Source organism: Alcaligenes ammonioxydans, from assembly GCF_019343455.1.
In the GTDB taxonomy this organism is placed as follows: domain Bacteria; phylum Pseudomonadota; class Gammaproteobacteria; order Burkholderiales; family Burkholderiaceae_B; genus Alcaligenes; species Alcaligenes ammonioxydans.
This window is the reverse complement of the sequence record NZ_CP049362.1, coordinates 3537731-3551394: the sequence shown is the minus strand read 5'-3', so window position 1 is coordinate 3551394 and position 13664 is coordinate 3537731. Positions and strand designations below refer to the sequence as shown.

At 57.4% G+C, this 13664-nt stretch carries 12 protein-coding genes; 7 read left to right on the top strand and 5 right to left on the bottom strand.

What is annotated here, in order from left to right; translation table 11 throughout:
- Positions 1 to 46: 46 nt before the first annotated feature.
- From FE795_RS16210 to coxB, 4 genes are all read right to left on the bottom strand, one after another.
- A complete protein-coding gene (locus tag FE795_RS16210) occupies positions 47 to 271 on the bottom strand; it encodes a DUF2970 domain-containing protein (RefSeq protein WP_003805158.1) in 225 nt (74 codons plus the stop codon).
- Position 272: 1 nt separating this feature from the next.
- Positions 273 to 386, bottom strand: coding sequence for a cytochrome oxidase small assembly protein (locus FE795_RS16205; protein ID WP_219235321.1), 114 nt, complete (start codon positions 384 to 386; stop codon positions 273 to 275).
- A gap of 16 nt (positions 387 to 402) precedes the next feature.
- Entirely contained in the window at positions 403 to 2010 is a 1608-nt protein-coding gene (gene ctaD, locus FE795_RS16200; protein ID WP_003805154.1) for a cytochrome c oxidase subunit I, read from the bottom strand.
- A gap of 75 nt (positions 2011 to 2085) precedes the next feature.
- Complete coding sequence (coxB, locus tag FE795_RS16195) at positions 2086 to 3246, bottom strand: cytochrome c oxidase subunit II (protein WP_219235319.1); 1161 nt, start codon at positions 3244 to 3246, stop codon at positions 2086 to 2088.
- 275 nt (positions 3247 to 3521) lie between these two features.
- Between coxB and FE795_RS16190 the strand changes: the two genes are divergently transcribed.
- The 4 genes from FE795_RS16190 to FE795_RS16175 all read left to right on the top strand — a co-directional run bounded on the left by FE795_RS16190 (position 3522) and on the right by FE795_RS16175 (position 7902).
- On the top strand, positions 3522 to 4349 hold the full coding sequence (locus FE795_RS16190; RefSeq protein WP_131071056.1) for an NUDIX hydrolase: 828 nt from the start codon (positions 3522 to 3524) through the stop codon (positions 4347 to 4349).
- A 44-nt stretch (positions 4350 to 4393) separates the two neighbouring features.
- Positions 4394 to 5275 carry a PhaM family polyhydroxyalkanoate granule multifunctional regulatory protein gene (locus FE795_RS16185; protein WP_219235317.1) on the top strand — a complete coding sequence of 294 codons (882 nt, stop codon included), beginning with the start codon at positions 4394 to 4396 and terminating at the stop codon, positions 5273 to 5275.
- A 26-nt stretch (positions 5276 to 5301) separates the two neighbouring features.
- On the top strand, positions 5302 to 6672 hold the full coding sequence (gene glmU / locus FE795_RS16180) for a bifunctional UDP-N-acetylglucosamine diphosphorylase/glucosamine-1-phosphate N-acetyltransferase GlmU (protein ID WP_003805147.1): 1371 nt from the start codon (positions 5302 to 5304) through the stop codon (positions 6670 to 6672).
- 108 nt (positions 6673 to 6780) lie between these two features.
- Positions 6781 to 7902 (top strand): glycosyltransferase family 4 protein, encoded by a 1122-nt coding sequence (locus FE795_RS16175; protein WP_003805146.1) that lies wholly within the window; start codon positions 6781 to 6783, stop codon positions 7900 to 7902.
- Positions 7903 to 8086: 184 nt separating this feature from the next.
- Here the strand turns inward: FE795_RS16175 and FE795_RS16170 are convergent, their stop codons facing one another.
- Positions 8087 to 8563, bottom strand: coding sequence for an Lrp/AsnC family transcriptional regulator (locus FE795_RS16170; RefSeq protein ID WP_219235316.1), 477 nt, complete (start codon positions 8561 to 8563; stop codon positions 8087 to 8089).
- A 201-nt stretch (positions 8564 to 8764) separates the two neighbouring features.
- On the opposite strand from FE795_RS16170, the gene glmS reads away from it, so the two are divergent.
- The 3 genes from glmS (at position 8765) to FE795_RS16155 (ending at position 13641) form a co-directional block, all read left to right on the top strand.
- On the top strand, positions 8765 to 10591 hold the full coding sequence (gene glmS, locus FE795_RS16165; protein WP_003805630.1) for a glutamine--fructose-6-phosphate transaminase (isomerizing): 1827 nt from the start codon (positions 8765 to 8767) through the stop codon (positions 10589 to 10591).
- 526 nt (positions 10592 to 11117) lie between these two features.
- Positions 11118 to 11438, top strand: a complete 321-nt coding sequence (locus tag FE795_RS16160) for a DUF6616 family protein (RefSeq protein ID WP_039944128.1) — start codon at positions 11118 to 11120, stop codon at positions 11436 to 11438.
- Between the two features lie 250 nt (positions 11439 to 11688).
- A complete protein-coding gene (locus tag FE795_RS16155; protein WP_131071051.1) occupies positions 11689 to 13641 on the top strand; it encodes a sigma-54-dependent Fis family transcriptional regulator in 1953 nt (650 codons plus the stop codon).
- The last annotated feature ends 23 nt before the right edge of the window (positions 13642 to 13664 follow it).

The following is a 13664-nucleotide window of genomic DNA, read 5'->3' as shown; positions in this document are numbered from 1 at the left end:
TCTCCTTCGGGTCAGGTGCCCGGGGGGCGCCGTCTTCGGCCAGGGTTCAGCTGGCCTGACCAATGAACCAGCGGGCCACCATAATCAGGCCCACAACGAAAACAACCGTGGCGATCAAGGCGGCAATAATCAGATAGACCGGATTGATCTTGGCAATGTCCTGTTCATGGTCGCGACCACGACGGACTCCAAAAAAACCCCAGGCAATGGCTTTCAAGGTCTGGAAAAAGCTGAGTTTGCGCCGTGTGAGGTCCCGAAAATCGTCATCCATATCACTGTCCTAAAAATTGACTGCCTTTCAGAAAGGTCCAGGCCATGATGGCAATGACGAACGCAGCCAGGAGCAGTCCCAGACGGCGGTTGCGACGGCGTTGTTCGGGAGTCATAGGGCGTTCCTCCGGCTCATTTGACGACAGGGGGGATTTCAAACGTGTGATGCGGTGCGGGCGAGGGAACGGTCCACTCCAGCCCCTCCGCGCCTTCCCAGGGCTTGGCACTGGCCGCTTCGCCTTTGCCGCGAGCTGCCTGAATCACGATGTAGATCAGCAGCAGTTGCGACAGCCCAAACCAGAAGGCGCCAATGGTGGCAATCTGGTGAAAGTCCGTGAATTGGCCAGCGTAGTCCACATAACGACGCGGCATGCCCGCCAGACCCAGAAAATGCATGGGAAAGAAGGTTACGTTGAACGAGATCATGGTGGACCAGAAATGAATCTTGCCCAGGCGTTCGTTGTACATGCGGCCCGTCCACTTGGGCAGCCAGTAGTAGGCGCCGCCAAACAAGGCAAACAGCGATCCGGCAACCAGCACATAGTGAAAATGTGCCACTACGTAATAGGTGTCGTGGACCGCAATATCAATCGGCGCCACGGCCAGGATCAGGCCTGTAAAACCGCCAATCGTGAACACGAAGATAAAGCCGATGGCAAACAGCATGGGCGTTTCAAAGGACAGCGAGCCACGCCACATGGTAGCCACCCAGTTAAAGATCTTCACTCCGGTAGGGATGGAGATCAGCATAGTGGCGTACATGAAATACAGTTGCCCGGTCACGGGCATTCCGGTGGTGAACATGTGGTGAGCCCACACCAGGAACGACAAGATGGCGATGGCGGCCGTGGCATACACCATGGAGGCATAGCCGAACAAGGGTTTGCGCGAGAAGGCTGGAACAATGGCCGACACAATCCCGAAGGCCGGCAAGATCATGATGTAGACCTCGGGGTGGCCAAAGAACCAGAAGATGTGCTGGTAAAGAACCGGGTCGCCGCCGCCGGCCGCGTTAAAGAAATGGGTGCCAAAGTGGCGATCGGTCAGCAGCATGGTCACGGCTGCGGCCAGTACGGGCATGACGGCAATCAGCAGATAAGCGGTAATTAGCCAGGTCCAGCAAAACAGCGGCATTTTCATCAGGGTCATGCCGGGGGCGCGCATGTTCAGGACCGTCACCACAATATTGATGGCCCCCATGATGGACGATGCCCCCAGAATGTGGACTGCAAAAATGGTGAAGTCCATGCCTGGACCCATTTGCAAGGACAGGGGGGCATACATGGTCCAGCCGCCGGCCGGGGCGCCGCCAGGTACAAAGAATGAAGCAGTGAACAGGATCGCGCCGACTGGCAAAAGCCAGAAGCTGAAGTTGTTCATGCGGGCAAAGGCCATATCCGAAGCACCAATTTGCAGCGGAATCATCCAGTTGGCAAAGCCCACAAAGGCCGGCATGATCGCGCCGAAAATCATGATCAGGCCGTGCATGGTGGTGAACTGATTGAACAGCTCGGGCCGGAAAAACTGGAGACCGGGCTGAAATAGTTCGGTCCGCAGCAGCAGAGCCAGCACGCCGCCTTCGAGCAACATCACAAACGAGAAGATCAGGTACATGGTCCCGATGTCTTTGTGGTTGGTGGCGAATAACCAGCGACGCCAGCCGCTAGGGGTGGCATGGGCATGATGGTGATCCTCATGTCCGCTCGGGTTCGCTACATGGTCGACGGTGACGCTACTCATGCTTGACTCCTTGCTGCACTCCCCCTGGCCGTAGTCAGGGATAGATTGATGGTGTGATGGGCGACGGGCGCTAAATCAGCGCTGTGCCTTGACGTCGGCGGGCGTGACGACAGGGTCCGGCCCTTTGTCTGCGTTGCCCCAGGCGTTGCGTGTGTAGGTGATGACCGCGGCAATCTGCACATCATTGAGCTGATCGCGAAAGGCAGCCATGGCCGTGCCGGGATGGCCATTGAGCACGGTGTCTATCTGACCTTTCATGGGAGCGAGCACAAACTTCGTGTTGCCCTCCAACGCCGGGAAGGTGCCGGGTACACCTTTGCCATTGGCCTGGTGACACGCGACGCAGTTTTGCGCAAAGACTTGTTGACCACGTTCGATCAGCTCGTCTTTGCTCCAGTCCTTGTTGGGGTCATCGGCCTGGGCAGTGAGCAGGTCGGTCTGCTCTTTGGCCCACCGGTTGTACTCATCCTGCTCCATCACTTGCACGACGATGGGCATATAGGCGTGGTCCTTGCCGCACAGCTCGGCACATTGGCCACGGTAAATACCCACCTTGTCTGCACGGAACCAGGTATCACGCAAAAAGCCGGGAATGGCGTCTTGCTTGACACCGAATTCGGGCACCATCCACGAGTGAATGACGTCTTCTGCGGTCAGCATGACACGCACTTTCTTGTTCACAGGAACGACCAGGGGCTTGTCTACTTCCATCAAATAGTTGGGCCCGATGGGCTCGCGTCCTTCGATCTGGGCACGGGGGGTGGACAGGTTGGACAGGTATTTGACGCCGCTGGCTGGGCCGTCCAGATATTCGTAGCCCCATTTCCACTGATAGCCGGTGACCTTGACGGTCAGATCCGCACTGCTGGTGTCTTTCATGGCCACCACGGTTTTGGTGGCGGGCAGGGCCATGCCGATCACAATCAAAAAGGGAATGACTGTCCAGGCAACCTCGACACCCAGATGCTCGTGAAAGCGTGCCGCAATGGCGCCCTTGGACTTGCGGTGCCGGATGATGGAGTAGAACATCACGCCGAACACGCCAATGAAGATGATGGTACAGATAATCAGCATCATCCAGTGCAGCCAGGCGATGTCCTGGGCTATGGGGGTGACCCCATTGGGCAAATTGAGCTGATTGACACGGGGTCCACCTTCCATATTGGTGGTCTGAGCCAGGCTAGGACCTGCCATCGAACAGGCGGTCAGAGCAAATAAACTTCTCCACATCTTCATTGTTGTCCCTCTTTTGGTGTTGCCATGCCAAACCGGGGTTCGGCTGCGTCAACGCTCCGAAAAATCCAACGCTGGAAGAAACTGCGGTGTTGCAGTGGCGGGCTTGTAGCAGCTAAGTGCTGGCCCGCTCGAAGTTTTTAGTCGCTTATCTGTTCACGGAAATTATATAGAACTTGCTTTAGCCTTCAAGGGCAGGGTATGTCCCTAGAAGACAAGGTTGGACTAAACGCTACAAAAGCCGTAATGGGTCAAGGCTTGAATTACAATCGCCGACTATGACTTTGTTCCAAAACCGATCGCTTACTCAGGCCCTGCGACAGCGCATGCTCAGCCTGACCAGTCAGTTGCAACAACTGCCCCCGCCGGGCAGCCGCCCAGTCACGGTTGACGGGCGTGTTGCCGGCTGGATCACGCCCAAGGCCGCCCATTGCATCGAGCCCCTGCCGGGGGTGACGATTGAAGAGGATGTCTTGCGTCTGAGCGATTGCCCGAGCCAGGACCTGAGCCTGGCTCAGGTCCTGGATCAGGTTGCCTTGCGTTTGCAGGAAGGCGGCTGCATCCGGGCCTGGCGTGATGAGCTGCTGGATGTGGTCGGTGAAGGGCAATGCCTGTCCCGTATTGAGCGTGGTGCGGTGCGGCCCTTGGGGTTTCTCACGCAGGCAGTGCATTTGAATGGCTGGTCCACGGATGGCCGTATCTGGGCCGCGCGCCGTTCCCCAACCAAATCCACAGACCCGAACATGTGGGACACGCTGGTGGGCGGACTGGCGGTCAGTGGAGAGTCGCTGCAGACATCCCTGATTCGTGAAAGCTACGAAGAGGCTGGTTTGCCAGAGTCGGTGCTGGCCCATAGCAGCCCTTTGCGTGTGTCCTTGCGCATGCACCGTCGGCTGCCTGAAGGCTATCAGGTGGAAAATGCCCTGGTCAGTGACTGCGTGCTGGCTGACGAGGTACGGCCCTGCAATATGGACGGCGAGGTTAGTGAATTTCGCTTATTGACGCTGGATGAAGCCTGGCAAATGATAGAAGCAGACATGTTCACCCTGGAAGCGCAAGTGGTGCTGATTGACAGCATCAAGCAGCATCTGGAACAGCTGGCCTGAGCCTGGGATACGCCGGGCAGCCATCAACCCCATGGGAGCTAAGCATGAACCCGAATCCTTTTGGTATACCTGATTTCAATGCCCTGGGCGGCAGCAACAACCCCTTGCTACGTAGCATGGACATGATGGCCCAAGCCTGGAAAAACATGGCAGGCGGTGGGGCAGGTGACGTGAGCTCTGGCATGATGCCTAGTCTGTCCCCCGATGATCTGGACCGCCGCATTCGTGACTTGCGTGCCGTGGAAAGCTGGTTGCAGTTAAACCTGTCCATGTTGAGCACCACCATTCAGGGCCTGGAGATTCAGCGCTCCACCCTGGCGGCCATCAAGACCATGGCCCAGCAAGGGACGCAGGCGGCTGGCGGGAAAAATCCCTTTGAGGCCTTCATGGCTTTTAATCCTCTGGCTGCGGGAGCGGCGGGAGTAGCGAGCAGTGTGGCAGAGGCCAAGGCGCAGGCCTGCCCACCTGAGACTGGTTCGCACACGGCAGCGCAGCCTGCATCCATGCCGTCACCGTCCTCGCCGCCCCAGTCTGAAGCGGCTGCCAGCCAGAACAGCCCCGGCGACAAACAGCCTGGCGCTCAGCAGGACGCCGACGCAGGTGCAGGCAATCCCGCTGCCCAAGCCTGGTGGAACATGTTGCAACAGCAGTTTGATGCCATGGCCACGGCTACCGCTGCCTCGATGCAGCAGGTGGAAAACTATCGTCAGCAGGCAAGCAAGGCTAAACCGGCTGGTTCGTCAAAGCCCGCTAAACCGGCGGCTGCCAATGCCCATACTTCTGCCAAAACCAGTGCTCCGGCCGCGGCCAGGACCGTAAAACCGTCCGCGAAAGCAGCCACTAAAAGCGCGGCCAAGGTGGCCACCAAAACGGCGGCTAAAAGAACCGCCACGCGCAGCACTACACGCAGTACCAAAAAGAACTGATCGACCAACCTAGTAGGTAAATTTTTATGCTTAATATCGTGATTCTGGCAGCAGGCATGGGCAAGCGTATGCAGTCTGACCTGCCCAAAGTACTGCATCCTATCGCCGGCAAATCCATGCTGGCCCACGTGCTCGACAGCGCACGTGAACTGGAGCCGGAAAAAGTTGTGGTCGTGGTAGGTCATGGCGCCGAGCGCGTTCAGCAAACCTTCGCCCAGGCCGAGCTGGCCTTTGCTCTGCAGCAACCCCAGCACGGTACGGGCCATGCGGTGCAACAGGCTGTGCCGGAGCTGGTCGGTGGCGATAAGGACGATGATGCCACTCTGGTGCTATACGGCGACGTCCCTCTGGTTCAGGCCGACACCTTGCGCCGCTTGCTGCAGGCACGTGGCCAAGGCGTGGCCGTGTTGACTGAAACACTGGCCGATTCCACCGGCTACGGTCGCATCATTCGGGGTGCGGACGGTTCCGTGCAGCGTATTGTGGAACACAAGGATGCCAATGAAGCTGAACGTGCCGTAAAAGAAGTGAATACCGGTATTCTGGTTGCTCCTACGGCCCGTCTGAAAGACTGGTTGACCCGTATTACGAATGATAACGCTCAGGGCGAGTATTACCTGACCGACATCATCGCCTTGGCGGTGGCCGATGGCGTGTCGGTGCAGGCGGCCCAGCCGGCGGCTGGGTGGGAAACCCTGGGGGTGAACAGCCGTATTCAACAAGCCGAACTGGAACGCTTGTGGCAAGCCGAGCAGGCTCGTCGCTTGCTGGAAAAAGGCGTGACACTGGCTGACCCGGCTCGCTTCGATGTGCGCGGCACCCTGGAATGCGGTCGTGATGTGTTCATTGATGTGGGTTGCGTGTTTGAAGGCAAGGTTGTGCTGCAGGATGGCGTGCGCGTGGGCCCGCACAGCGTGCTGCGTGACGTGACTATCGGCGCCGGTACCCAGATCGAGGCCTTCAGCCATCTGCAGCAAGCCCAGGTAGGCGAAGACGCCCGTATCGGCCCTTACGCCCGCCTGCGTCCTGGTGCTGTTCTGGCCAATCGCACCCACGTGGGCAACTTCGTGGAAATCAAGAACACCCAGCTGGGCGAGGGCTCCAAGGCCAATCATCTGGCCTATATCGGTGATGCCGATGTGGGCCAGCGCGTGAACATTGGTGCAGGCACCATCACCTGCAATTACGACGGCGTGAACAAATTCCGTACCGTGATTGGTGACGATGCCTTCATCGGTTCGGATACGCAGTTGGTGGCTCCGGTGACCGTAGGCCGAGGCGCAACAATTGGCGCGGGTACGACCCTGGTGCGCAATGCACCGGATGATCAGCTGACCTTGTCGCGTTCGGAACAGCGCAGCGTGTCCGGCTGGAAGCGCCCCGTTCGTAAGTCCTGATGGGTGTCAGCCCATCTTTGACCTCCCTGGCTTTGCCTGACAAGGGCAGGGAGGCAAGGCGTACGTCGGGCATACCCGACTCCAACGGATTGACCCTGGATCAATGCCATGCGCATTTTGCAGCTTAATTTCGAGCGCGGTTGGCGCGGTGGCGAACGGCAAACCTTGCTGAGCGTCCAGCAGATGCAGCAGGCAGGCCATCAGGTCAGCCTCTTGGCCCGGCGCGGTGAAGCACTGGCTGCTCGGGCCAAGGAACAGGGGTTGAGTGTGGTGGAATGCGCCTCTGTGGGTGCCGCGCTGCGCTATCTGCTGGTGCATGGACGTGGTTTTGACATCGTCCATTCCCAAACCGCGTCCTGCATGAGCTGGTTGGCCTTATTGCATTTCTGGCTGCCCAAGCGGCTTGTTTTTACACGGCGCACGGCTTTTCCCGTTGACCGCAAACGTATCGAACAACGTAGTGGTGGGCGACAGTCAAGCAGTCCCTTGAGCGTGAAAGAGCGCCGGACGCGCTGGAAATGGCGCAAGGCGGACCGGCTGGTTGCCATCAGCCAGGCAGCGGCGGCAGAGCCGCGACGTCTGGGTTTGTCTGTCGAGGTGATTCCCAGCGCCATTGAGTATGTGGCGTCGGATGAGGCCTATGTGAACCACTTGCGTCAGCGCTGGAACCCAAATGGACTGCGTGTTCTGGGGACGATGGCTGCATTGTCGGCCGAGAAGGACCCCTTGACTCTGATTCGGGCGGTTCACGCCCTGTCTCAGCGTCGCCAGGACTTTGTGTTTCTGCATTTTGGTGCGCCCGGCTCCGAGTCCGCGGCGGCACAGGATTTGATTGCGCAATTAGGTCTGGAGTCTTGCTATAAGCTGAGCGGTTTTGAAGCCCGCCCCGAACAGGCTTACCGTCTGATGGATGGCTTTGTCCTCAGTTCCCGGCATGAAGCGCTCGGGTCCAGTGTGCTGGATGCGTTCGTGTATGGCGTGCCGGTCACTGCCACGATGGCGGGCGGCTTGACGGAGTTGCTGGGTAATGGACGTGGGAAGTTATGTGCGGTCGGGGACGCACAGGCTATTGCTCAGGCTTTGGATGACACCTTGAGCAATCCGGCAGCAGCGCGTCAACAAGCCGCGCTGGCGCAACGCTGGGTGCAGCAGGAGCATGACCCTGCCGTTATGGTGCAGCGTTATTTGCGTTTGTATCAACAACTGGTACTGCAACGTGTGCAAACCTGAGCGCGGCTGATTCACGCGGTTTTTGCGCGTTCCACACGCTGCGCTTGTGCGGGTCCTGACGCGTGTTTTAATACCTGCCATCGCCATCGCCATCGCCATCGCCATCGCCATCGCCATCGCCATCGCCCGCCGTTCGTATCTTATTCACGGCTGGTGGCGTTTCGGCTCTAAAACTTGGTCTGGCTCAGATTTTGGGTGCAGGCAACGGTACACGTGTTTCGAATTTGGCCTGATGAATGGAAAAAAAACTGCGGATATTACGTATGTTCGCCTGGCTGGTGAACAGGGCATGAGCCAGCTTGTGATAGGCCGTCATATCGCTGACTTGCAAAATCACAATGAAATCCACCCCGGTTGAGACGCGATAGCACTGCGTCACCGCCGCTTCGGGGGCCATCAGGCGCTCGAACTGCTGCAAATATTCTTCACCCTGACGGTCCAGCGTAATCTCCACAATCGCCGTCAAACTGGAGCCCAGTTGCTCCGCGTCCAGCAAGGCGACCTGCCTGCGAATCACCCCTTGTTCACTTAAACGACGCACTCGCCGCAAACAGGTTGGGGGAGAGGCATGCACGAGCAAAGCCAGTTCCTGATTGCTGATGGAAGCATCATTTTGCAGCTGCTCCAGAATGCGTAAATCCAGCTCGTCTAGTTCAATCATGACAATGTTTATCTAATCGTATTGAAATAAAATTCCATAAAATCAGAATTTTTATTTATTTATTTTGTTTTTATTATTAAGTGAAATTTTAATTCATTTCAAAAGAAAAATAGACATAAAATTTTTTGTGTTTCAGATCAGAATAAGCAGATTGCATTGATTAGTCGGCCGACCGAAAGGGGCCATGAACAGGAGTTGGCTATGTGTGGAATTGTTGGCGCTGTGGCGCAACGCGATATTGTTCCCGTGCTGCTGGAAGGTCTGAAACGTCTGGAGTACCGGGGCTACGATTCTTGTGGCGTTGCTGTTCATGCGCAGGGCCAGTTGTTGCGGGCGCGCAGTACTCAGCGCGTGGCCGAGCTGCAAGAACAGGTTAAGGCAGACCATCTGCAAGGCTTTACCGGCATTGCTCATACCCGTTGGGCAACCCATGGCGCGCCGGCTACTCATAATGCACACCCGCATTTTTCGGGCAAAGGTAAGGCCCGCATTGCGCTGGTGCATAACGGCATCATTGAAAACCACGACGAGCTGCGCGCCGAGCTGCAAGCCATAGGCTATGTGTTCGAGAGCCAGACCGATACCGAAGTGATCGCTCACCTGATTGACCACCTGTACAACGGTGATCTGTTCGAGGCTGTGCAGCAGGTTATTCGCCGTTTGACCGGCGCTTATGCGATTGCGGTGTTCTGTCAGGATGAACCGCACCGTGTGGTGGGCGCGCGCCACGGCTCGCCCCTGGTGGTGGGTGTGGGTCAGAACGAGAACTTTCTGGCCTCGGATGCGCTGGCACTGGCCGGAACGACCGATCAGATCATTTATCTGGAAGACGGTGACGTGATTGATCTGCAAATCAGTAAAGTATGGATCATGGACAAGGAGGGGCGCTCTGTAGACCGTCCCGTCCACACCGTTCATTTGCACACCGCTGCGGCTGAATTGGGCCCCTATCGTCACTTTATGCAAAAGGAGATCTTTGAGCAGCCCCGCGCGGTGGGTGACACCTTGCAAGATATCGAAAGCGTCACCCCCGAGCTGTTCGGCGATCAGGCCTACAAGGTGTTCCAGGACATTGACAATGTGCTGATTCTGGCTTGTGGCACCAGCTACTATGCTGGTCTGACTGCTCGTTACTGGATCGAATCGCTGGCCAAAATCCCCGTCAACGTGGAAATTGCCAGCGAATACCGCTACCGCGACAGCGTTCCTAATCCCCGCACGCTGGTCGTGACTATTTCCCAGTCCGGCGAAACGGCTGACACGCTGGCTGCCTTGAAGCATGCCCGCAGTCTGGGCATGGAGCAGACCTTGACCATCTGCAACGTCGCCACCAGTGCCATGGTGCGCGAGTGCAAGCTGTCCTATATCACTCGTGCTGGCGTTGAAATTGGCGTGGCTTCCACCAAAGCCTTTACGACTCAGCTGACGGCCTTGTTTCTGTTGACCATCGCACTGGCGCAGGTCAAGGGCCACCTGAATCAGGAGCAGGAAGGCGACTACCTGAAAGCCTTGCGTCACTTGCCTACCGCTATCGCGGCCGTGCTGGCTCTGGAGCCGCAAATCATGGCCTGGGCGGACCGTTTTGCCAGCAAGGAAAACGCCTTGTTCCTGGGCCGTGGCATGCATTACCCCATCGCCATGGAAGGTGCGCTGAAGCTGAAAGAAATCAGCTACATCCACGCTGAAGGCTATCCGGCCGGTGAACTGAAACATGGCCCGCTGGCCCTGGTCACCGAAGCCATGCCCGTGGTCACTATCGCTCCACGCGATGAGTTGCTGGAAAAGCTGAAATCCAATATTGAAGAAGTCCATGCTCGTGGGGGTGAGCTGTATGTGTTTGCCGACGCCGATACCCGTATCGGCAGCAGTGAACGTGTGCATGTAATCCGTATGCCAGAGCACTACGGCAAACTGTCCCCTATCCTGCACACCGTGACCCTGCAATTGCTGGCCTATCACACGGCTTGCTCGCGCGGCACGGACGTGGATAAGCCACGGAATCTAGCCAAGAGTGTGACCGTCGAATAAACCTTGATTCAAGGTGCCAAAAATGAAGAGCCGCTGCGGCGGCTCTTTTGGTATTTCGTTTCGGATGGCCGTTTGTGGTCGGTTTTTATCGAGAAACATGCCTCATGAGTGAGAGTAGGCTTTACCGCTAAGCCGCTGTAAATAATGGATCTGGCTCTGCCCCCTGACAACAGGGTCTATATCCCAGCAGAACATACCTTGCACGTGTTCCGGAAGGATGTGAGTCACGGCAAAGTCAAAAAGATCAAACAGTGTCTGGGACGTATCTCGTTTACAAGGAATGCACGGGGGAAGCTGTAAGGTGTCGTACAGGCTGACAAGGTGAGACTCAAGGCCCGGATTTGGCGTAAAGCTGAATTCGGGCTTTTTCACAGCTTTGAATTGCTTGCGGGATTTATAATCAAACTACAAGATTAGTAATCTAACTAAATGGTTGGCGCTCAGAGTTACGAGCGTGAAAAGTCTTTGCCCCGGATGCGTGTGCAGGTGCTGATGCTGGGGTGGTAATGCATCCGCGTCGTGTTGTCTGCTCAGCTTAGCGAGCAGGTCTTGGAAAGCGATGTCTGGGCAGCAGCGCCAACACTTTCTGGCCGGGCTGCAAGAGGCAATGGCTGGTTTATCCAGCCAGGGTATTGAGGTTCTGACCCTGAGCGTTACGGAGCCTCATATCGATCAAGCCAGCAGCCATCACTTTATGGGTGTGTGGCGCTTCCCGGATCAGCGGGCTTGCCAGGCTCTGCTGGCGGGTATCCAAGCCAGCGGTTGGTATGAGTACTTCGATCACATAAACGCGGCGGGCGCGCAGGGTGAGTTTGCTCAACACCTGCTTGATCTGGCGAATGTTTGATGGAGTGGTAGGGCACGAGTTGCTTGTTTTTCCGGCTCTCGGTGCCGGCTATCTATGTGGTGTAGGCATGGAGCCTGGTTACGAGCCCATGCCACTGATGGCTTGATCGGGAAAGAAAGGAAGGCAATCACTTCATTTGCTGCACCGCATCTCAAGGAAAACCTCCATGTACGGCAGCTAAGCATGGCGGCACACTGGAAGAGAGGCCGCGCCCGCCCGGGGGTGGTCTGTTTTCGGGATGAGCGCAACTATGCAGTCTTCACATGTGGCACACGTCCAAGAGATCACGGCTGTTTGGCAGGGCAGCCTGTCCCGGCGCGATCAGGCTGTGGTCCATAGCTGGCGGCGGTGTATTGAGCATCACAGGCTGGACCCGGCACAGGCTTGCGAGGCCTATATCGTGCCCGATTCCCAGCTGCGTGAGCACCGTCAACAGTCCGAAGCCCTGATCAATATTGCGCGCTCCGGGCTGGAGCGTCTTTATCAACAGGTGTCCGGGCTCAATTACGTACTGCTGTTGTCCGATAACAAGGGCGTTACGGTGGATTTTCTGGGTTCGGAAGGCCAGCGCGATGCCTTGCGGCAGGCCGGCCTGTATATGGGCTCGGAATGGTCTGAAGAGCGTGCGGGAACGTGCGCGGTGGGCACTTGCCTGCACACGGGCGAGGCCCTGACCATTCATCAAAATGATCATTTCGATCATATGCATGCGCCTTTATCCTGCACGGCGGCGCCTATCTATCACTATGACGGCAAGCTGGCCGCAGTACTGGATTTGTCCTTGTTGCAGTCGCCGGAGGCCAAGGCCAGCCAGGGCTTGGCCCTGCACCTTGCCAATGCGGCGACCCGTCGTATTGAATTGGCTAATTTGATGGCCTGCCACCGTCAGGAATGGATTCTATGTTTGTCGCAGTCGCCGGAGTTTCTGGATATTGATCCGGAAGCGGCTATTGCGATTGATGGCTCTGGCCGTATCAAGGGCATGACGCATACGGGTGCCCGAATTCTGGCGCGGGCAGCGGGGGTGGACTGGCGTAATCCTGCGGATTTGCTGGGGCAGAGTTTGATGCGCTTTCTGCATCTGGAAGTGGATCAGTTACCGACCTTGATGCGCTATCGCCCCACGCAGGAGCGAGTCGTCATGGCCCGGGATGGGAGTGTGCTGTTTGCCCATGCCATTGAGCCCAGACGTGTATTGAACAATCGGTCTGTGGGGATGGATGGGGCAGCCGTGGATGCGGCCTTGCCACAGGGATTGCGAGGCTTGGCAGGCACGGATGCGGCCATGCAGTCCATGCTGCTGAAAGCCGCCCGTTTGGCAACGCGGGAAATGCCGGTACTGTTGCAGGGCGAGACGGGTTCGGGCAAAGAATATCTGGCCCGTGCGATTCACACGGCTAGTGGTCGTCGCGGGAGTTTTGTGGCCGTCAATTGTGCGGCCTTGCCCGAGAGTCTGATTGAAAGCGAATTGTTCGGCTATTTAGCTGGCACGTATACCGGCGGTGCTGCACGAGGTCGCACGGGTTTGATCGAGGCGGCTGATGGCGGCACTCTATTCCTGGACGAGATTGGCGACATGCCGCTGGCTTTGCAAAGTCGTTTGCTGCGAGTGCTGGCCGAGTCCGAGGTCATGCCCTTGGGCGCACGCACAAGCAAGCGCGTGGACCTGCGCGTGATTTCAGCCAGCCACCATGATTTAAGCGCCCTGGTAGAGCAAGGCCGCTTCCGTGCGGATTTGCTGTATCGCTTGAATGCGGCGGTGTTGACCCTGCCTGCCTTGCGTCATCGCAGTGATCTGGAGTGGCTGGTGCAGCAGATATTGCATCGGCGTAACAAGGGCGATGTACCCGGCTTGTCTCCCGAGGCCTGGCAAGCGTTGCAAGCGTATGAGTGGCCAGGTAATTTGCGCGAACTGGACAATGCGCTGGTGCTGGCACTGGCCTTGGCGGAAGGTTCCTGCATTGAGGTACAGGATTTACCAGAGGCGTTGCGCGAGCGGCGTCTGGCCACATCTACAAGTAGCCCGACGTCAGTTATCTGCGCCGGGGAACCCTCCTGGCGGCAGGTTTTGCAGGCCTGCGACGGTAATGTCAGTGCGGCAGCGCGGCAGCTTGGAATTAGCCGGTCCACCTTGCATCGTTATATCAAACGAGCAGGTCTGACTCAGCAAGACTCGGCCCCTGACACAGGCTGCGACACCTGATGCACCACCTGTGTCACCACTGG